We start from the raw sequence: 19,488 nt of genomic DNA, 5'->3' as shown, positions 1-19,488 counted from the left end.
CAAACGGCTCGGGCGGTACAGGCGGCTCGCGCGATCGGGGCGGCTCAGTCGCGCAGCACGTAGCGCTGGTCGCCGTGCCAGCCGCCCCGCTGCGGCTCGGGCTCGGGCGCGTCCAGGTCCTCCGGGAGCAGGCTCCACAGGATGAGGTCGCTGCGGCTCTCCACCGCGGCCTCGCCGGACCCGCCGGACTCGCCCCGGACTATCCAGGCACTGCGCAGCACGCCCTCGCTGATGCCGCCGATCTTCTGGGCGACCTGCTGGGCGGCGGTGTTCCCGGCGGCGGTGCGCAGTTCCAGGCGCAGGAAGTCGCGGTCCTCGAACAGCCACTGGCTGACGCCGAGGACGGCCTCGGGCGCGTAGCCCTCGCCGCGGGCCCAGGAGGCGGTGACGTAGGAGATCTCGGTGCTGCGCAGGCGCCAGTCGGTGTTGCGCAGTTCGACCAGGCCGACCAGGCGCTGGGTGAGGTGCTCGGTGACGGCGAAGACGATGCCGCGGCCGGCGGCCCGGTGGGCGGGGGCGAGGGTGCGGGCGAGTTCGGTCGCGTACGCCTCGGTGAAGGGGTGCGGCAGATCGGTCCAGGCCAGGACGAGTTCGTCCGCCATCATCGTGGCCAGGCCGGGCGCGTCGTCCTCCGCAAGGGGCCGCAGCAGAAGCCGTTCGGTGCTGATGGCGGTCTCGGGGAAGCTCGCTGCCATGCCGTCTCTCCTCGCCGGGTCGTGAACACAACACCGTACGCCCCCGCCGTGCCCCGGGTGTCACGCGGTGCGCCGCCCGCACGACGGTACGTCAGAACGCCGCCGACCAGGGCGCCCCGGGTGCATCCTGCCCGACCGGGCCCCCGCCGAGGTGCGGCGGGGGCCCGGTCGGGATCAGGGCGTGAATCGGACCGCGGCTCAGAAGGCCGGGATGACCGAGCCCTGGAAGGTGTCGTCGATGTACTTCTTGACCTCGTCGGAGTGCAGCAGCTCGGCCAGCTTCTTCACGCGCGGGTCGTTCTCCTTGCCCTTCTTCACGGCGAGGATGTTGGCGTACGGGTTGCCCTCGGCCTTCTCCAGCACCAGCGCGTCGGTGGCGGGCTTCAGGCCGGAGTCGAGCGCGTAGTTGCCGTTGATGACGGCGGCGTCGAGGTCGGCGATGGAGCGGGGCAGCTGGGCGGCCTCCAGCTCCTTCCACTTGAGGTTCTTCGGGTTGCCCGTCACGTCGGCCGGGGTGGCGGCGGTGGTGACGCCGTCCTTCAGCGTGATGAGCTTGTTGTCGGCGAGCAGCTTGAGCGCGCGGCCCTCGTTGGTGGCGTCGTTGGGCAGGCCGACGGTGGCGCCGTCCGGCAGGTCGGCGATCGACTTGACCTTCTTGGAGTAGACGCCGAGCGGCTCCAGGTGCACGGGCTCGACCGAGACGATGTCGGTGCCGTGCTTCTTGTTGAAGTCCTCCAGGTACGGGACGTGCTGGAAGTAGTTCGCGTCGGCCGAACCGTCCTGCACCGCCGTGTTGGGGGTCACGTAGTCGGTGACCTCCTTGATGTCGAGCTTGAGGCCCGCCTTGGCCGCGAGGTTGTCCTTGACGTACTTGAGGATCTGCCCGTGCGGGGTGGGGCTGGCGATGACCTTGAGCGGCGCGTTCGGGTCCGAGGAGGAGGACCCGGAGCTGCCGCACGCGGCCAGCGAGAGGGCGATGCCGGCGGTGGCGAGGATGCTGGTGAACTTCAGGGCGTTGCGCACGAAAAGTGCCTTTCTGCGTGATACGGGGAGCCGTGGTCCGGTGTCGGACCCGGGAGGTCTAGGGGGCGACGAGGTCCTCGTCGGGGGCGGCCGGCGCGCGGCCCAGCAGGCGGGTCCGGCCGCCGGTGCCGCCGCGGTTGGCGAGGCGCCGGACGGCGAAGTCGCCGATCAGCTGGACGGCGGTGACGAGGATCACCAGCTCGGCCACGATGACCCACATGAAGGCGGTCTCGAAGCGCTGGTAGCCGTAGTTGACGGCGAGCGTGCCGAGGCCGCCGCCGCCGACCGTGCCGGCCATCGCGGAGTAGCTGATCAGCGTGATGATCGTGGTGGTCACCGAGGCGGCGATGCCGGGCAGCGCCTCCGGGAGCAGCGTCTTGCGGACGATCGTCCAGGTGCTGCCGCCCATCGCCTGGACGGCCTCGACCAGGCCGCGGTCGACCTCGCGGATGGAGGTCTCGACCAGGCGGGCGAAGAACGGGATGGCGCCGATGGTGAGCGGCACGGTCGCCGCCTGCCAGCCGATGGAGGTGCCGACCAGCCAGCGGGTGAAGGAGATCAGCGCGATCATCAGGATGATGAACGGCACCGAGCGGGCGATGTTCACCACGAAGGCGATCGACTTGTTGACGGCCCGGTTGGCCAGCAGCCCGCCCTTGTCGGTCAGCACCAGCAGGATGCCCAGCGGCAGGCCGAGCAGCACGGTGACGGCCGTGGAGACGCCGACCATCTGGAAGGTCTCCTGCGTGGCGGGCCCCATCAGGGCCCACATCTGGTCCCAGGTCATGCCACCGCTCCGTCCACCGCGCCCAGTACGTCCACCTGCAGGCCCTGCTCGCGCAGGTAGCCGATCGGCACCACGTTGTCCTGGTGGCCGCCGGAGAGCTCGACCCGCATCCGGCCGACCATCCGGCCGGCGATGGTCTCCACCGCGGCGCCGAGGATGTTGATGTCGATCTGGTAGGTGCGGGCCAGCTGGGAGACGAAGGGCTGGGCCGAGGAGTCGCCCTGGAAGGTGATCTCCAGCACGGTCGAGCCGGGGTGGCCGGTGCCGAACTCGCTGAGCGGGAACAGCTCGCGGGCCAGCTCGGAGCCGGGCTCGGCCAGCAGGTCGGTCAGCCTGCCGGACTCGACCACCCGGCCGCCGCGCATCAGGGCCGCGGAGTCGCAGACGGACTTGATGACGTCCATCTCGTGGGTGATCAGCAGGACGGTGAGGCCGAGCTGCTGGTTGAGGTCGCGCAGCAGCTTGAGGATCGAACGGGTGGTCTCCGGGTCGAGCGCCGAGGTGGCCTCGTCGGAGAGCAGCACCTTGGGGTCGCCGGCCAGGGCCCGGGCGATGCCGACGCGCTGCTTCTGGCCGCCGGAGAGCTGGTTGGGGTAGCTGCGGGCCTTGTCGCCGAGCCCGACCAGGTCGAGCAGTTCGGCGGCCTTGCGGCGGCGCTGGGTGCGGTCCAGTCCGATGATCTCCAGCGGGAGCTCGACGTTCTGCTGGACGGTCCGCGAGGAGAGCAGGTTGAAGTGCTGGAAGACCATGCCGATCCGGCGCCGCGCCTCCCGCAGTTCCCGGCCGGCCCGGTTCTCGCCGCCGGACAGCGCGGTCAGCTCGACCCCGTCCACCGTGACGGTGCCGGAGGTCGGACGCTCCAGCATGTTCACGCAGCGGATGAGGGTGGACTTGCCGGCGCCGCTGGTGCCGACGACTCCGTAGACCTCGCCAGGGCGGACGTGCAGGTCGACGCCGGCGAGGGCGCTCACCTCGCGGCCTCGGGAGCGGTAGACCTTCGTGAGGTCCGTGGTGGTGATCACAGCTGCTTCCGTGGGTCGGGGGCGGGCGGCGGGCGGCCGCCCGACCGGGGTGCGGTCGGCGACGTGCACGGCGCTTCGCCAGGGGGATCCGGACCTGCCACCTCTTGATCGTGGCCGCTGCGCGGCCGGGCCGCGCGACGGCGTGGCCCTTACGAGTCATCGGGCGCGAGTCACGGGCACGAGTCGTCGTGGACGACCACCCGCCCATGGGTGGGCAGGCGGGGAGAAGGGGTGTGGCAGGCTGGGCGCGCTCGCACGGACGGGAACGACGCCGGGTCTCGCTTCGGGGCGCGAGGTGGGGGCACCCTCAACCGGGTGCCGGGGGCGGTGGCCCTCAGCGGTGACACATTCGACGGCACATGGCGCGCTCACCTGCCGGCAGGGTGCCGGTGGGGGTCCATTTCGTCGTCGCAGTCATGTGAGCCAGTAAATCAGATGGGTCGATTTGGACCCAATTACTTGGATGTGATGTCCGCAATGCGGACACCCGGCGCCGCCACCAGCGACGATACGGCTCGGCGCCGCCACCGGAGTGTCCGGATGGTGGCGGCGCCGTGCGGGCCGGAACGGGCGGAGGGCTCAGGCGGTCGCGGCGAGCGACACCACGGCGGGCTTCTCCAGGTGCACCAGGCTGAGCCGGTCGGTGACCGGCTCGACCGCGGACTGGCGGTAGCCCAGGCGGGTGTACAGCCGCAGGTTGCCGAGGCTGCGGTGGCCGGTGAACAGGCGGTAGGAGGTCACCGGACGGCCGTCCTCGGCGAGGCGGCGCTCCAGCGCGTCCAGCAGCCGGCCGCCCAGGCCGTGCCGCTGCATCCTCGGGTGGACGACCAGGCGCCCTATCCGGCCGACGCCCTCGGCGTCGACGTGACCACGGACGGTGCCGACCACCTCGTCGCCCAGCCGGGCGACCAGGACGTACTGCCCGGACAGTTCGGCGCGCAGGCTCTCCAGGCTCTGCGTCAGGGGCTCGATCGCCCAGTCGCCGTACAGCTCCGCCTCGGGCTGGTAGCCGAGGTACTGGAGCTTGAGGATCTGCTCCGCGTCCTCGGCGTCCGCCGCCGAGATGATCACGCTCATGCCCATGTGCTGGGGCCTCCCCATCGTCGTGCCCGGCGCGCAAACGTGAGGGTGCCGCACCGGATGTCCTGCCGGAGATGTCCCGGCCGGGGATCTGCCCTGACCGGGGGTGGCGCACGAACGTACCAGCCGCGCGGCCCGGAAGTGCCCGGGTCGACGGCGACGCGCTCACGCTCAGTATCCGAGCGATCGCGGCACCGTCAAGAGCTACGTTCGCCAGCGCTCTACCCGCGTGTCAGCTGCTCTCAACCTTCCGGGCGTTCGACGTGGCGAGGGTCACGCGGGGGCGGGGCGGGTGGTGGGGCGGCTGGTGGGCGCCGCGCGCGGGACGTGGCCGGGGGCGGCGACGGCTCGACGTGGCGAGGGTCACGCGGCGGCCGGGCGTGCGGAGCGTCACCCGGGCGGAGCCGCCTCCGGGGTGATCTGCGTGCGGAGCGTCACCGGCCGCTCGCGGATACCGCTCACGGGTACCGCTCGGCATGGAGGAGGATCCGCAGGCAGGCGAGGCAGCGGGAGCGGGTCGGCCCGATCGAGCCGCGCGGCATGCTGAGGCGTTCGGAGAGCTCCCGGTAGGTCGGCGGCGGATCCTCGGCGAGGGCGGCGACCAGCTCGGGGCAGCGGCCCGGCAGGCCGGCCACGGTCTCGCGGACCACGCGGCGGCGGCGTTCGGCGAGGAAGACGTCCTCGGCGGAGGGGACGGGCGGAAGGGTAGTGCACACACCGTGCATGACGGGCCGGGGCGGGCCGGGTTACGCCCGACCGGGGGTGCGGACGCCGGAGGGGCGCGACGGTCGGACCGTCACGCCCCTCCCCCGCAGACCGGCGGTCAGCCCTGGATCCACTCCTGCTGCCGCGCCAGGTCCGCCTTCACCTCGGCGAGCTGGACCGCCACCGCCGACGGCGCGGTGCCGCCGCGCCCGTTGCGCGAGGCGATGGCGCCGTGCACGCTGAGCACCGACCGGACCTCGGGCGTCAGGTGCACCGAGATCGCCGCGAACTGCTCGTCCGTCAGGTCGGACAGCTCGATGCCCTCGGCCTCGCAGACCTTGACGCAGGCGCCGGCCACCTCGTGCGCGACCCGGAACGGCACGCCCTGCCTGACCAGCCACTCGGCGATGTCGGTGGCGAGCGAGAAGCCGGCCGGGGCCAGCTCCTCCAGCCGCTCCCGGTGCACGGTGAGGGTGGCCATCATCCCGGTGAACGCGGGCAGCAGCACCTCCAGCGTGTCGCAGGAGTCGAACACCGGCTCCTTGTCCTCCTGGAGGTCCCGGTTGTAGGCGAGCGGCAGGGCCTTGAGGGTGGCCAGCAGGCCGGTCAGGTTGCCGATCAGCCGGCCGGACTTGCCCCGGGCGAGCTCGGCGATGTCCGGGTTCTTCTTCTGCGGCATGATCGAGGAGCCGGTGGAGAAGGCGTCGTGCAGCGTGATGAAGCCGAACTCCTTGGTGTTCCAGATGATCACCTCCTCCGCGATCCGGGAGAGGTTGATGCCGATCATCGCGGTCACGAACGCGAACTCGGCGACGAAGTCGCGCGAGGCCGTGCCGTCGATGGAGTTGCCGACCGAGCCGCCCTCGAAGCCGAGGTCGGCGGCGACGGCCTGCGGGTCGAGGCCGAGCGAGGAGCCGGCCAGCGCCCCGGAGCCGTACGGGGAGACGGCGGTGCGGACGTCCCACTGGCGCAGCCGCTCGGCGTCCCGGCCGAGGGCCTGCACGTGCGCGAGGACGTGGTGGGCGAAGAGGACGGGCTGGGCGTGCTGGAGGTGGGTGCGGCCCGGCATCGCGGTGTCCGGGTGCGCCTCGGCGAGGCCGACCAGGGCGTGCTGGAGGTCGAGCACCAGGGCGCCGATGGTCTTGGCGTGGTCCCGCAGGTACATCCGGAACAGGGTGGCGATCTGGTCGTTGCGCGAGCGCCCGGCCCGCAGCTTGCCGCCGAGGTCGGCGCCGAGGCGCTCCAGCAGGCCGCGCTCCAGGGCGGTGTGCACGTCCTCGTCGGCGACGGTCCCGGTGAAGGTGCCGGCCTGGACGTCGGCGAGCAGCTGGTCGAGGCCGGCCAGCATCGCGGCGAGCTCGTCGTCGGAGAGCAGGCCGGCCTTGTGCAGGACCCGGGCGTGGGCCTTGGAGCCGGCGATGTCGTACGGCGCGAGGCGCCAGTCGAAGTGGACCGAGGCGGAGAGCCTGGCCAGCGCCTCGGACGGGCCGTCGGCGAAGCGCGCGCCCCAGAGGCGGACGTCGGCGGTCTGGTCGGCGTGCTGGTCGGCGGACATCGCGTGGGCTCCTGACGGGGAAGGGGGGTGGGGACGGGAGGGGATCAGGCGAGGTCGCGGCGGGCGGCGAGCTTCGAGGACATCCCGAAGATCTCGATGAAGCCCTTGGACATCGACTGGTCGAAGGTGTCGCCGGTGTCGTAGGTGGCGAGGTTGAAGTCGTACAGCGACTGGTCGGACTTGCGGCCGTTGACCACGGCCCGGCCGCCGTGCAGGACCATCCGGATCTCGCCGGTGACGTGCTGGTTGGCCTCGTTCACGAAGCCGTCCAGCGCGCGCTTGAGCGGGGAGAACCAGAGGCCGTCGTAGACGAGTTCGGCCCAACGCTGCTCCACCTGCCGCTTGTAGCGGGCGAGTTCGCGCTCGACGGTGACGTTCTCCAGGGCCTGGTGGGCGGTGATCAGGGCGATCGCGCCGGGGGCCTCGTAGATCTCCCGGGACTTGATGCCGACCAGCCGGTCCTCGACCATGTCCAGCCGGCCGATGCCCTGGGCGCCGGCCCGCTTGTTCAGCTCCTCGATGGCCTGGAGGACGGTGACCTTGCGGCCGTCGATCGCCACCGGGACGCCGGCGTCGAAGGTGATGACCACCTCGTCGGCCTCGCGCGGGGCGGCCGGGTCCTGGGTGTAGTCGTAGACGTCCTCGATCGGGGCGTTCCAGATGTCCTCCAGGAAGCCGGTCTCGACGGCCCGGCCGAAGACGTTCTGGTCGATCGAGTACGGGGACTTCTTGGTGGTGGCGATCGGCAGGCCCTTGGCCTCGGCGAAGGCGATCGCCTTGTCCCGGGTCATCGCGTAGTCGCGCACCGGGGCGATGCACTTCAGGCCGGGGGCCAGGGAGTTGATGCCGACCTCGAACCGGACCTGGTCGTTGCCCTTGCCGGTGCAGCCGTGCGCGACGGTGGTGGCGCCGTGCTTGCGGGCGGCGGCGGCCAGGTGCTTGACGATGACCGGCCGGGACAGCGCGGAGACCAGCGGGTACTGGCCCTGGTAGAGCGCGTTGGCCTTGATCGCCGGGAGGCAGTACTCGTCGGCGAACTCGTCGCGGGCGTCCGCGACCTCGGCCTCGACGGCGCCGCAGTCCAGCGCGCGCTGGCGGATCGCCTCCAGGTCCTCGCCGCCCTGGCCGACGTCGACGGCGACGGCGATGACCTCGGCGCCCGTCTCCTCGGCGATCCAGCCGATGCAGACGGAGGTGTCCAGTCCGCCCGAGTAGGCGAGTACGACGCGCTCGGCCACGGCTTTCTCCTTACAGCTCTACGTACAGGGTTTCCGTACAGGTTTACGGCGACAGGCATAAGTATGCACTACTCCGTATGAAACACAAAACCCCGGCCGGGGAAGTTCTCCACCGGTCGGGGTTTCGTGTCGTGTCGCGTCGTTGTGCGTCGTGGCGCGTCGGGGTCTCGCGTCGGGGCGCGCTACTGCGCCTTCGCCTGGGCGAGTTGCATGAGGTGGTCGGCGAGCGCCTGGCCGCCCGCCGGGTCCCGGCTGATCAGCAGGACGGTGTCGTCACCGGCGATGGTGCCGATGATCTCGAACACCTCCGCCTGGTCGATCGCCGAGGCGAGGAACTGCGCGGCCCCCGGAGGGGTGCGCAGCACCACCAGGTTGCCGGAGGCCGTCGCGGAGACCATCAGCTCGCCGGCCAGCCGCGCCATCCGGCCCTCGCTGGCCGACTCCCCCATGGGCGCGCGCGGCGTGCGGTCGCCGCCCTCCGCCGGGACGGCGTAGATCAGCGCGCCGTCCCGGTTGCGGATCTTGACCGCGCCCAGCTCGTCCAGGTCCCGGGAGAGGGTCGCCTGGGTGACCACGAGTCCGTCGTCGGCGAGCAGCTTGGCGAGCTGGCTCTGCGAGCGCACGGGCTGGCGGGTGAGCAGGTCCACGATCCGCCGGTGCCGCGCGGTGCGGGTCTGCGGCACCTGCGGCGACGGGCCTGCGGCGGACGGGCCGGAGTGGGAAACGGTCATGTGGTTATTCTCCCGGACAACGGTCAGCTCGCATCGGCCGGGGCGCCCTCGCGCACCGCCCGCAGGACGCCCGGCAGAGCGGCGAGGAAGGCGTCCGCCTCCTGCTCGGTCAGCACCAGCGGCGGGGCCAGCCGGACGGCGTCCGGGACGGCCGCGTTGACCAGGAAGCCCGCCTCCTGCGCGGCGGCCTGCACCTGTACCGACACCGGCTCGGTGAGCACGATGCCGAGCAGCAGTCCGGCGCCGCGTACGTGCGAGACCAGCGGGTCGCCGATCGCCTCGACGCCCTGGCGCAGCCGCTCGCCCAGCTTGCGGACGTGCTCCAGCAGGCCCTCGGACTCGATGGTGTCCAGCACCGCGAGCCCGGCCGCCGCGGCCACCGGGTTACCGCCGAAGGTGGTGCCGTGCTGGCCCGGGGTGAGCAGTTCGGCGGCCTCGCCGAAGGCCAGCACCGCGCCCATCGGCAGCCCGCCGCCGAGCGCCTTGGCGAGGGTGACGACGTCCGGCTCGACGCCCTCGACGGCCTGGTGGGCGTACCAGTACCCGGTGCGGCCGACGCCGGTCTGGATCTCGTCCAGGATCAGCAGGGTGCCCGTCGCCCGGGTGATCTCGCGGGCCGCCCTCAGGTAGCCCTCGGGCAGCGGGATGGCGCCGTTCTCGCCCTGGACCGGCTCCAGGAAGACCGCCGCGGTCTCGGTGGTGACGGCCGCGCGCAGCGCCTCGACGTCGCCGAACGGGACGTGCGTGACGTCGCCGGGCAGCGGGCGGAACGGCTCCTGCTTGGCCGGCTGGCCGGTGAGCGCGAGGGCGCCCATCGTCCGGCCGTGGAAGGCGCCCTGGAGGGCGACCAGGTGGGTGCGGCCGGTCCGGCGGCTGATCTTGAACGCGGCCTCGTTGGCCTCGGCGCCGGAGTTGCAGAAGAACACCCGGCCGCCCTCCCGGCCGTCCAGCCGCAGCAGCCGCTCGGCGAGGGCGATGGTCGGCTCGGCCATGAAGAGGTTGGAGACGTGGCCCAGGGTGGCGATCTGCCGGCTGACCGCCTCGACGACCGCCGGGTGGGCGGTGCCGAGGGCGTTGACGGCGATGCCGCCGAGCAGGTCGGTGTACTCCTTGCCGTCGGCGTCCCAGAGCTTGGCGCCCGCACCGCGCACCAGCGCGATCCGCGGGGTGCCGTAGTTGTCGGTGAAGGCGTGCTGCCACCGGCCGGTCAGTTGCTCGTTCGCGGTCATGCCAGTCCCCCGGTCACGGTCTGTTCGTCGTCCGGCACGACCATCGTGCCGATGCCCTCGTCGGTGAAGATCTCCAGCAGCAGGCTGTGCTGCACCCGGCCGTCCAGGACGCGGGCGGTGCCCACCCCGGAACGGACGGCGCGCAGGCAGCCCTCCATCTTGGGGAGCATGCCGCTGGCCAGGCTCGGCAGCAGCTCCTCCAGCTCGCTCGCGGCGAGCTGGCTGATCACGTCGTCGGAGTTCGGCCAGTCCGCGTAGAGGCCCTCGACGTCGGTCAGGACCACCAGCATCTCGGCGCCCAGCGAGACCGCCAGGGCGGCCGCGGCGGTGTCGGCGTTGATGTTGTAGACGTGGCCGTCGGCGCCGCGCGCGATCGAGGAGATGACCGGGATCCGGCCGTCGGCGATCAGCGCCTTCACGGCGCCGGCCTCGATGTTGACGATGTCGCCGACCAGGCCGATGTCGACCTGCTCGCCGTCCACCACCGCGTACCGCTTGACCGCCGTCATGGTGTGCGCGTCCTCGCCGGTCATGCCGACGGCGAACGGGCCGTGCTCGTTGAGCAGGCCGACCAGTTCGCGCTGCACCTGGCCGGCCAACACCATCCGGACCACGTCCATGGTCTCGGGGGTGGTGACCCGCAGGCCGTTGGTGAAGCTGGACTCCAGGCCGAGCCGCTCCAGCTGGGCGCTGATCTGCGGGCCGCCGCCGTGCACCACGACGGGGTGCAGGCCGGCGTAGCGCAGGAAGACGACGTCCTGGGCGAAGGCCGACTTGAGGCTCTCGTCCACCATGGCGTTGCCGCCGAACTTGATCACGACGGTCTTGCCGTGGAAGCGCTCCAGCCACGGCAGCGCCTCGATCAGCGTCATCGCCTTGGGCAACGCGGTGTTGTTGCGGGCCTGTTCGCCCTTGGGTGCGATCTTCACGGGTGTCCCTCGTCCGAACGGGTGTCGCGCATCGGGTGTCGCGGATCAGGTGTCGCGCATCGGTGGCGCGCGTCACCTGTCGGGCATCAGGTCGAGTAGGCGCTGTTCTCGTGGACGTAGTCGGCGGTGAGGTCGTTGGTCCACAACGAGGCGCTCGCCGTACCGGCGTTGAGGTTCGCGGTGATGACGACCTCGCGGCCGGCCATGTCCACCAGGGTGCGGTCCTCGCCGACGCTGCCGTCCTTGCAGACCCAGACGCCGTTGATGGCCACGTCCAGCCGGTCCGGCTCGAAGGCGGCGTCGGTGGTGCCGATCGCGGCCAGCACCCGGCCCCAGTTGGGGTCCTCGCCGTGGATCGCGCACTTGAGCAGGTTGTTGCGGCTGATCGTCCGGGCGACGTCGACGGCCTCCTGCTCGGTGGCGGCGCCGGTGACGTCGATCCGGATGTCCTTGCTGGCGCCCTCGGCGTCGGCGATCAGCTGGCGGGCCAGGTCGGCGCTGACGGTGCGGACCGCCTCGGCGAACTCGGCCTCGTCCGGGACGACGCCGGAGGCGGCCGAGGCCAGCAGCAGCACGGTGTCGTTGGTGGACATGCAGCCGTCGGAGTCGATCCGGTCGAAGGTGGTGCGGGTGGCGCCGCGCAGCGCGGTGTCCAGGGCGGCGGCGTCCAGGTCGGCGTCGGTGGTGATCACGACCAGCATGGTGGCCAGGCTCGGGGCGAGCATGCCCGCGCCCTTGGCCATGCCGCCGACCGTCCAGCCCGCCGGGCTGGTGACCTGGGCGGTCTTGTGCACGGTGTCGGTGGTCTTGATGGCGATCGCGGCGGCCTCGCCGCCGGTCGCGCTCAGCTCCCGGGCGGCCAGCGCGACGCCGGGCAGCAGGACGTCCATCGGGAGGCGCTCGCCGATCAGGCCGGTGGAGGCGACGGCGACCTCGCCGGCGTTGAGCTCCAGCTCCTCGGCGACCTTCTCCGCGGTGGTGTGGGTGTCCTGGAAGCCGAGCGGGCCGGTGCAGGCGTTGGCGCCGCCGGAGTTGAGGACCACTGCGGACACCTGGCCGCCCTTGAGGACCTGCTCGGACCAGACGACCGGCGCGGCCTTGACCCGGTTGGCGGTGAAGACGCCGGCGGCGGCGAGCGCGGGGCCGTCGTTGACCACCAGGGCGAGGTCCGGGGTGCCGGAGGCCTTGATGCCGGCGGTCACGCCGGCGGCCCGGAAGCCCTTGGCGGCCGTCACGCCCACGTTCGTACTGTTGCTCACGGTGCGACTCCGTTCACGGGAAGGCCCAGCTCCTCGGGCAGGCCCAGGGCGATGTTCATGCTCTGCACCGCGCCGCCCGCGGTGCCCTTCACGAGGTTGTCGATCGCGCTGATCGCGATGATCCGCCCGGCGGTGGCGTCCAGCGCGACCTGGACGAGGGCGGTGTTGGCACCGTAGACGCTGCTGGTCTGCGGCCACTGCCCCTCGGGCAGCAGGTGGACGAACGGCTCGTCCGCGAACGCCTCGGTGTAGGCGGCGCGCAGGCTCTCGGCGGTCACGCCGGGCCGCGCCTTGGCGGAGCAGGTGGCGAGGATGCCGCGCGGCATCGGGACGAGGGTCGGCGTGAAGGAGACGGTGACGGGCTCGCCCGCGACCGGGGTGAGGTTCTGCACCATCTCCGGGGTGTGCCGGTGCACGCCGCCGACGCCGTACGGGCTGACGTTGCCCATGACCTCGCTGCCCAGCAGGTGGGTCTTGGCGGCCTTGCCCGCACCGGAGGTGCCGGAGGCGGCGACCACGACGGCCTCCGGCTCGGCGAGCCCGGCCGCGTATGCCGGGAACAGCGCCAGGGACACGGCCGTCGGGTAGCAGCCGGGCACGGCGATCCGGTTGCTGCCCTTCAACGCGGCGCGGTGGCCGGGGAGTTCGGGCAGGCCGTAGGGCCAGGTGCCGGCGTGCGCGGAGCCGTAGAACTGCTCCCAGTCGGTGGCGGCGCGGAGCCGGAAGTCGGCGCCGCAGTCGACCACCAGGACGTTGTCGCCGAGCGCCTCGGCGACGGCGGCGGACTGGCCGTGCGGCAGCGCCAGGAAGACCACGTCGTGGCCGGCCAGCACCTCGGGGGTGGTGGGTTCGAGGACGCGGTCGGCGAGCGGGATCAGGTGCGGCTGGAGCGCGCCCAGCCGGGTGCCCGCGTTCGAGCCGCCGGTCAGCGCCCCGATCTCCACCTCCGGGTGGCCGAGCAGCAGACGCAGCACCTCGCCGCCCGCGTATCCGCTCGCGCCGGCGACGGCGACTCGCAATGCCATGGCGTTCCTCCTTTGTTGTGGCATGAATATACGCAGCACGGAACATTCATGCAAGGAGCTGCGGTCAGGACCCCGGAGAACGCCCGAAAACCGCCGTGCGTCCGCCCGGCCGGGCCGCCACCGGCCCGCGACCGACCCTCCCCCGACCGGGCGGACGCCGGACTACCGCTTGACCGCGCGCAGCACCACGAACTTGGGGTTGCCCGCCACCAGCTGGCAGTTCCCGAAGAGACGCCGCAGCTTGACGTGGTAACCGAGATGGCGGTTGCCGACCACCCACAGCTCCCCGCCCGGCCGCAGCGCCCGCCGGGCACCGGTGAACATCCGCCAGGCGGTGGCGTCCGTGGTGGCCTGGTGCGAGTGGAACGGCGGATTGTTCAGGACGAGGTCCACCGAGCCCGCGGGCGCCACCTCCGGCGCCAGCGCGTCGGCCGTCAGGAACTCCGCCCGGGCGTCCGGGCCCAGATTGGCGCGGAAGGTCTCCTCCGCCGACGCCACCGCCTGATGGGACTCGTCGACGAACACCAGCTCCGCACCCGGCCCGGCCAGCGCGGCGGCCGTGCCGACCACGCCGTTGCCGCAGCCCAGGTCGACCACCCGGGCCCCGGGCGCCGGGGTCGGCAGGTGGCCGAGGAAGAAGCGGGTGCCGATGTCGAGGCGCTCGGCGCAGAACGTGCCGGCGTGGTTGACCACCGTGCGCCCGGACACCGCTCCGACGTCCGGCGGCAGCGCGTAGCGGTGCGGCCACGGGCTGGGGCCGGGATCCAGCGCCGGATCCGGGGTGCAGAAGATCAGCCGGGCCTTGCGGGCGGCGAGCGAGGTGCGGGTCGGGCCGAGGATCCGCTCGAAGAGCTGGAGCGTGGAGGTGTGGATCTCGGCGACCATGCCGGCGCCGACCACCACCGTGCCCGGGTGGACGGCGGGGGCCAGCCGGTGCAGCTGGTCCTCCAGCAGGGCCAGGCTCTTGGGCACGCGCACCAGCAGGACGTCGATCCGCTCCGGCGGGGCGTCCCGGGTGGTCATTAGCCGGGCCGGGTCGACGGTGGCGCCGGCCCGCACCAGGTTGGCCAGGGTGGCCTGCCGGCCGAGGTGGGAGTCGACGATCTGCACCGGCTCGTGGGCGGCCAGCGCGGTGGTCAACGCGCCCCAGCGGTCGCCCAGGACGACGATCCGGCGGCTGGCCAGGTCGGTCGGGGTGCCGGCGGCGCTGTCCGCCTCGCCCGCGAGGTGGCGCAGCAGGTACTCGTCGGCCGCGTCCCAGGCTCGCAGCCGCTCACGCGGGTCCTCGGGGAAGCGGGTGAGGTCGAAGGCGCCCCACGGCGTGCTGAACAGGGTCGCCGCGGCGGGCGTGATCTCGGGATTCATCGTGTTCTCAGGCTATCCGACGGCCCGACGGGGAACCGTTTCGACGGATACTGGAAGAGCCCGGCCGAGAGGGGTGAGGGCGATGGACTGGAAGCTCGAAGTCGTGGTGGTCCCGGTGTCGGACGTGGACCGCGCAAAGCTGTTCTACGAGGAGCTGGTCGGCTTCACGGTCGACCACGACACCCGGTTGCGCGACGGGGTCCGGGTCGTCCAGCTGACTCCCCCGGGCTCCACGTGCTCCATCGTGGTGGGCACCGGGGTCATCGGGGCGCCGCCCGGATCCGTGAAGGGACTGCAGCTGGTGGTACCGAACATCGACAAGGCGCACGCCGAACTCGCGGCCCGCGGCGTCGAGGTCAGCCCGGTCCAGCACTTCGAGGCGGGCAGCCGGGTGGACGGGCACGGCGAGGCGTGGAACTCCTTCGTGTTCTTCAACGACCCGGACGGCAACGGCTGGGCGGTCCAGGAGGCTCCGCAGGCGGCCCGGATGGTGCCGGAGGCGGCGTAGCAGGCGCCGCGGGCTCGGGCTCGGGCTCAGGCTCGGGCTCGGGCTCGGGCTCGGGCGGCTTGGGTAGGCTCCAGGGATGGCTGAACACGAGGGAAGCGTGCGGGTGGACAGCTGGATCTGGTCGGTCCGGCTCACCAAGACGCGGGCGCTGGCCGCCGCCGCCTGCCGGGCCGGACACGTGCGGGTGAACGGCGAGCGGGTCAAGCCGGCCCAGGCGCTGCGCCCCGGGGACGAGGTCCGGGTCCGCGAGGAGGGCTACGAGCGGGTCGTCGTGGTGCAGAAGCTCATCCGCAAGCGAGTCGGCGCGACGGTGGCGGCGGACTGCCTGATCGACAACAGCCCGCCGCGGCCGCCGCGCGAACTCGTCGCGACGGCCGGCGAGCGGGACCGGGGCGCCGGTCGCCCGACCAAGCGGGAGCGGCGCGACCTCGACCAGCTGCGCGGGCACTGATCCCCTCAGCGCGCGGTGTCGGCGCGTCCCGTCATCGCGCGGTGTCGGCGAGCACCTTGGCGAGGAAGGCGTCCAGGTTGCCCACCGTCCGGTCGATCTGCCGCTCCAGCGGCAGCGACTCGTCGGGCCTGGTCACCAGGGCGGACTTCTTCAGCCCGCGCACGTACAGCGAGCAGGCGAGGTCGGCGCAGATGTACGTGCCGACGGTGTTGCCCTCCCGCCCGGCCGCCCCGGCCCGGCGGGCGGCGAGCAGCGCGACGCCGGAGCCGGCGTGCGCGGTGATGCACAGCGAGCAGACGTTGGTCTTGGTGAGGCTGCGGCGGATCGTCGGCACCCGCAGCGTCACGCCGACCGGCTCGCCGCCGTACGACGCCACCAGGTAGGCCCGGTCGGGCGCGCCCTGGTCCCGCCAGCCGAGGAAGTCCAGGTTCTCCCAGGGCAGTTCCGCCAGGCCCCGGGGAAGGTTGAGCCGACTGGCCTCGCCCTTGGAGCAGTTGACGAAGGACGCGCGGATCTCGTTCTCGTTCAGGGGTTCCATGCCGCGGAAGCTAACACCGGCCCGCCCGCGCTGTCGTGCCAATTTCTCACGGTACGCACCGGGGAGGGTGACGGGCTGTCAGTGGCCGAGCCTAGGGTGTTTGCGAGGCCGGTCCCGGCGTAGGAGGGAGGCGCCGGGGCCGCCTCGTGAACCGGGGCTACGGCTTGAACGCGACGCCCGCGTAGGCGGAGACGTCCTGCCAGCCTTCGGGGAGTTCGGTGGTGGGGACGTGGCCGGGGGTGGGGCGCCAGAGCGGGAGTTGGACCAGGCCGGGGCCGGCGAACTCGAAGTCGCCGAAGAAGGGTTCGACGCCGGCTCGCGGGCGCAGCACCAGGGGGGCGCTGGCGCTGCGGTAGATGCGGGTGCCTTCGGCGGCGCTCTCCCGGGAGGCGAAGTCGGGGCTGCCGTGGGAGAGGATCAGCGCGCTGCCGGGGGCGAGCGCGTCGCGCAGGGTGCGGACGATCTGCTGGGCGCCGTCCTCGTCGCGGATGAAGTGCAGCACGGCGACGAGCATCAGCGCGACCGGCCGGGACAGGTCGACGGCGGCGAGCAGGCCCGGGTGGTCGAGGATGGCGGCCGGGTCGCGCAGGTCGGCCTCGATGACCGAGGTGTGTCCGGCGGGGTGGCCGGCCAGCAGGGCGCGGGCGTGGGTGGCGACGATCGGGTCGTTGTCGACGTACACCACCCGGGCGTCCGGGGCGACCCGCTGGGCGACCTCGCTGGTGGAGCCGACGGCCGGGATGCCGGTGCCGATGTCGACGAACTGGCGGATGCCCCGGCCGGCGGCGAACTCCACCGCGTCGCCGAGGAACTGCCGGTTGGTGCGGGCCAGCAGCGGCAGCGCGGGGTAGGCGGCTATGGCGGCCTGGGCGGCCTTGCGGTCGGCCTCGAAGTTGTCCTTGCCGCCCAGGTAGTAGTCGTACATCCGGGCGGTGTGCGGGATGCCGGTGTCGAGCTCGCTCGGCGGCTGCCAGTCGTCCGCTCTGGCCCAGTCCCAGTCGGTGCCGGTGGCCTCGCCGACGGCTGCGCTGTCCTCGTGCATCCTGTTCCGCCCCCCTCTGCCGTGCTCACTGCCGGAAATGGCACCGCCGCGGCGGTCGGCGGGCCCGCCCGGTACGACGGGGGTGACCCGCGTCCGGCCCGGCCACCCTCCCGTGGCGTGCGGTGCGCCGTGATCGTATCCGACGACACGCCGGTGAAACAGCGGGAGTTCAGGTTTACGCAACACCCGGGCAGTGGAGTGTGTGCACGTCAATGGCGGTACCGGGACGCTCCTCGGATCGCCGTGGGTGGCCGCCGTCCCTATGCTGACTGCCGATGACTGCCGACCGCCGCACCGTACTGCGCACCGCCGTCCAGCTGGCCGCCCTGACCGCCGCCAGCGGGTTCCTCAGCGCGTGTGCCTCCGGCACCCCGCGCCGGGCCGATGCCGGGGGGCTCGCCGTGCACCCGGGCACCCTCGACCCGCAGCACACCACCGACCCGGCCTGGAACGGCGGCGAGGGCCCGGCCTCCCCCGTACCGTCCGCCCCGCCGGAGCCGCAGCCCACCGGGGCCGACCCGACCGCCGGTACCGACCCGGCCACCGGCGCGGAGCCGGCCGCCGGGGCCGCGACGCCGCCGACGCCCCCGCCCACGCCTCCGACGCCGCCGGTGCTGCCGCCACTCGCCGCCGGCACCCCGGTCGAGGTGGTGAACGGGCCGCGCACCAGCAAGTTCGTGGCGCTGACCTGCCACGGCAGCGGCGATCCGAAGCAGGCCACCGCGCTGCTGGAGGCCGCCGAGCAGCGCGGCATCAAGCTGACCGTGATGGTCGTCGGCAGCTGGCTCGACCAGCAGCCGCAGATGGCCCGCCGGATCCTGGACGCCGGCCACGAACTGGGCAACCACACCCAGAACCACCTCGACCTGTCGACGATGACGGCCGCCCAGGTGCACGACGAGATCGCCCAGTGCGCCGAACGGCTGCAGCGGCTCACCGGCTCGATCGGCCGCTGGTTCCGCCCGTCCGCCGCGCAGTACGCCACCCGGACGGTGCGCGAGCAGGCAAAGGCGGTCGGCTACGAGCACGTGCTGTCCTTCGACGTCGACCCGCGCGACTACAACGACCCGTCGGCCGCCGAGTTGCAGCGCCGGGTGCTGAAGTCGGTGCGCGGCGGGTCGGTGGTCGCCCTGCACATGGGCCACCAGTGCACGGTGGACGCGCTGCCGGGCATCCTGGACGGCCTCGCCAAGGCGGGTCTGAAGCCGGTGACCGCCAGTCAGCTGTGCGCCTGACCGCTCTTCGGACCAGGAAAGACCGCGTCGGCCGAGGGGCCCGTTCAGCCCATCGGGTCGTCCGCCTTGTACGGACGCATCCGCAGCGTCCGGGCGTCCGCCGCGCGGATCTCCGCGGCCCGGTTGACCAGTTCCTCCAGGTCGTCCCGCCCGGCGTGGATGAACCGGCCGTGCAGGCCGTCGAAGCGGCCGCGGGCGGCGTCCACGGTGACCGCGACCATGTACGGGATGGAGCCCCAGGTCTGCGTGTCCTTGAACATCGGCATGGCGGCGGTCATGTCGGTTTCGACCGCGCCGGGGCTGATGTCGAGGATGACGATGCCGTGGCGGGCCAGCGAGTCCGCCATGTTGTCGGAGAGCTGGAGCAGCGCGCCCTTGGAGGTCGCGTACGCGGTGTAGTGGCCGTCCGGGCGCAGGGCGAAGCCGGAGTTGAGGTTGACCACCCGGCCGCGCCGCCGGGACACCATGCCGGGCAGGACGCAGCGCAGCAGGTTGTAGGGGCCGCGCAGGTTGGTCTCGATCACCTGCCACCACTGGTTGGCGTCGGTCTCCCAGAGCGGCACCTCGGCGCGGTCGACCAGGCCGGCGTTGTTGATCAGCAGGTCGATCGGGCCGAGGTCGCGTTCGACGACCCGGACGGCCTCGCGGACGGCGCCGGCGCGGGTGACGTCGGCGGTGACGGCGACGCCGCGGGAGCCGCGCCGGGCGCACTCCTTGAGGGTGTCGGTCAGCGTCCCGTGGGTGCGGCCGACCAGGCCGACGGCCATGCCCTCGGCAGCCAGGCCGATGGCGATCTCCCGGCCGATTCCCCGGCCCGCGCCGGTGATCAGGGCGACCTGTCCTGTGAGCGATCCCGTCGGCACCGTGTGCTCCCTTCCCGTCCCCGGCCCCCGTCTGCGGCATTCTTCCGGCCGCCGCACGGGCCCGGCCCCGGGCGCACGGGCGGCGGGCCCGGCCTCACCCGTTCGGACGACGGCTAGGCCGTGTCTGACAATTCCCGCCGGGCGCGCGACGCCGGGCATCCCGCCTGGACGCACCGGCGAAACGTCCAAGTACGGCCCAGTACGAGGA

At 72.7% G+C, this 19,488-nt stretch carries 20 protein-coding genes; 3 read left to right on the top strand and 17 right to left on the bottom strand.

Annotation, left to right across the window (positions count from 1 at the left end):
• Positions 1-44: 44 nt before the first annotated feature.
• From ACFVHI_RS32150 to ACFVHI_RS32085, 14 genes are all read right to left on the bottom strand, one after another.
• A complete protein-coding gene (locus ACFVHI_RS32150) occupies positions 45-695 on the bottom strand; it encodes a GNAT family N-acetyltransferase (protein WP_363372849.1) in 651 nt (216 codons plus the stop codon).
• 198 nt (positions 696-893) lie between these two features.
• Positions 894-1,718, bottom strand: a complete 825-nt coding sequence (locus ACFVHI_RS32145; protein ID WP_063346836.1) for a MetQ/NlpA family ABC transporter substrate-binding protein — start codon at positions 1,716-1,718, stop codon at positions 894-896.
• Between the two features lie 58 nt (positions 1,719-1,776).
• Positions 1,777-2,505 (bottom strand): methionine ABC transporter permease, encoded by a 729-nt coding sequence (locus tag ACFVHI_RS32140; protein ID WP_063346837.1) that lies wholly within the window; start codon positions 2,503-2,505, stop codon positions 1,777-1,779.
• Complete coding sequence (locus tag ACFVHI_RS32135) at positions 2,502-3,527, bottom strand: methionine ABC transporter ATP-binding protein (protein WP_380345277.1); 1,026 nt, start codon at positions 3,525-3,527, stop codon at positions 2,502-2,504. Before ACFVHI_RS32135 ends, ACFVHI_RS32140 begins: the two co-directional genes overlap by 4 nt.
• Before the next feature lie 579 nt (positions 3,528-4,106).
• Positions 4,107-4,610 (bottom strand): GNAT family N-acetyltransferase, encoded by a 504-nt coding sequence (locus tag ACFVHI_RS32130; protein ID WP_063346839.1) that lies wholly within the window; start codon positions 4,608-4,610, stop codon positions 4,107-4,109.
• A gap of 455 nt (positions 4,611-5,065) precedes the next feature.
• Positions 5,066-5,323, bottom strand: coding sequence for a hypothetical protein (locus tag ACFVHI_RS32125; protein WP_380345275.1), 258 nt, complete (start codon positions 5,321-5,323; stop codon positions 5,066-5,068).
• A 107-nt stretch (positions 5,324-5,430) separates the two neighbouring features.
• Positions 5,431-6,867: an argininosuccinate lyase gene (argH, locus tag ACFVHI_RS32120; RefSeq protein ID WP_363372855.1), complete on the bottom strand. Its 1,437-nt coding sequence runs from the start codon at positions 6,865-6,867 to the stop codon at positions 5,431-5,433.
• A 44-nt stretch (positions 6,868-6,911) separates the two neighbouring features.
• Positions 6,912-8,105 carry an argininosuccinate synthase gene (locus ACFVHI_RS32115; protein WP_063346842.1) on the bottom strand — a complete coding sequence of 398 codons (1,194 nt, stop codon included), beginning with the start codon at positions 8,103-8,105 and terminating at the stop codon, positions 6,912-6,914.
• Between the two features lie 182 nt (positions 8,106-8,287).
• The gene (locus tag ACFVHI_RS32110; protein ID WP_063346843.1) at positions 8,288-8,836 is read right to left on the bottom strand and encodes an arginine repressor; all 549 of its coding nucleotides are present in this window, start codon (positions 8,834-8,836) and stop codon (positions 8,288-8,290) included.
• Between the two features lie 23 nt (positions 8,837-8,859).
• A complete protein-coding gene (locus tag ACFVHI_RS32105; protein WP_063346844.1) occupies positions 8,860-10,065 on the bottom strand; it encodes an acetylornithine transaminase in 1,206 nt (401 codons plus the stop codon).
• Entirely contained in the window at positions 10,062-10,937 is an 876-nt protein-coding gene (argB, locus tag ACFVHI_RS32100; protein ID WP_063350977.1) for an acetylglutamate kinase, read from the bottom strand. Before argB ends, ACFVHI_RS32105 begins: the two co-directional genes overlap by 4 nt.
• Positions 10,938-11,080: 143 nt before the next feature.
• A complete protein-coding gene (gene argJ, locus ACFVHI_RS32095) occupies positions 11,081-12,235 on the bottom strand; it encodes a bifunctional glutamate N-acetyltransferase/amino-acid acetyltransferase ArgJ (RefSeq protein ID WP_063350978.1) in 1,155 nt (384 codons plus the stop codon).
• A gap of 14 nt (positions 12,236-12,249) precedes the next feature.
• Positions 12,250-13,278: an N-acetyl-gamma-glutamyl-phosphate reductase gene (gene argC, locus ACFVHI_RS32090; protein ID WP_063346845.1), complete on the bottom strand. Its 1,029-nt coding sequence runs from the start codon at positions 13,276-13,278 to the stop codon at positions 12,250-12,252.
• 162 nt (positions 13,279-13,440) lie between these two features.
• On the bottom strand, positions 13,441-14,643 hold the full coding sequence (locus ACFVHI_RS32085; RefSeq protein WP_380345271.1) for a methyltransferase: 1,203 nt from the start codon (positions 14,641-14,643) through the stop codon (positions 13,441-13,443).
• A gap of 82 nt (positions 14,644-14,725) precedes the next feature.
• Between ACFVHI_RS32085 and ACFVHI_RS32080 the strand changes: the two genes are divergently transcribed.
• On the top strand, positions 14,726-15,151 hold the full coding sequence (locus ACFVHI_RS32080) for a VOC family protein (RefSeq protein ID WP_063346847.1): 426 nt from the start codon (positions 14,726-14,728) through the stop codon (positions 15,149-15,151).
• 76 nt (positions 15,152-15,227) lie between these two features.
• Positions 15,228-15,602: an RNA-binding S4 domain-containing protein gene (locus ACFVHI_RS32075; RefSeq protein WP_063346848.1), complete on the top strand. Its 375-nt coding sequence runs from the start codon at positions 15,228-15,230 to the stop codon at positions 15,600-15,602.
• Positions 15,603-15,633: 31 nt separating this feature from the next.
• Here the strand turns inward: ACFVHI_RS32075 and ACFVHI_RS32070 are convergent, their stop codons facing one another.
• Both ACFVHI_RS32070 and ACFVHI_RS32065 read right to left on the bottom strand, forming a co-directional pair.
• The gene (locus ACFVHI_RS32070; protein ID WP_063346849.1) at positions 15,634-16,140 is read right to left on the bottom strand and encodes an FBP domain-containing protein; all 507 of its coding nucleotides are present in this window, start codon (positions 16,138-16,140) and stop codon (positions 15,634-15,636) included.
• A gap of 157 nt (positions 16,141-16,297) precedes the next feature.
• Complete coding sequence (locus ACFVHI_RS32065) at positions 16,298-17,182, bottom strand: SAM-dependent methyltransferase (protein WP_079135470.1); 885 nt, start codon at positions 17,180-17,182, stop codon at positions 16,298-16,300.
• 275 nt (positions 17,183-17,457) lie between these two features.
• Between ACFVHI_RS32065 and ACFVHI_RS32060 the strand changes: the two genes are divergently transcribed.
• Positions 17,458-18,417: a polysaccharide deacetylase family protein gene (locus ACFVHI_RS32060; RefSeq protein WP_079135471.1), complete on the top strand. Its 960-nt coding sequence runs from the start codon at positions 17,458-17,460 to the stop codon at positions 18,415-18,417.
• 44 nt (positions 18,418-18,461) lie between these two features.
• On the opposite strand, the gene ACFVHI_RS32055 is transcribed toward ACFVHI_RS32060, so the two are convergent.
• The gene (locus tag ACFVHI_RS32055; protein WP_063346850.1) at positions 18,462-19,280 is read right to left on the bottom strand and encodes an SDR family NAD(P)-dependent oxidoreductase; all 819 of its coding nucleotides are present in this window, start codon (positions 19,278-19,280) and stop codon (positions 18,462-18,464) included.
• Between the last annotated feature and the right edge of the window lie 208 nt (positions 19,281-19,488).

This window comes from Kitasatospora sp. NPDC127121, assembly GCF_042677305.1.
Taxonomy (GTDB): domain Bacteria; phylum Actinomycetota; class Actinomycetes; order Streptomycetales; family Streptomycetaceae; genus Kitasatospora.
The sequence above is the reverse complement of the archived record's forward strand: the minus strand, read 5'-3'. Positions and strand labels throughout refer to the sequence as shown.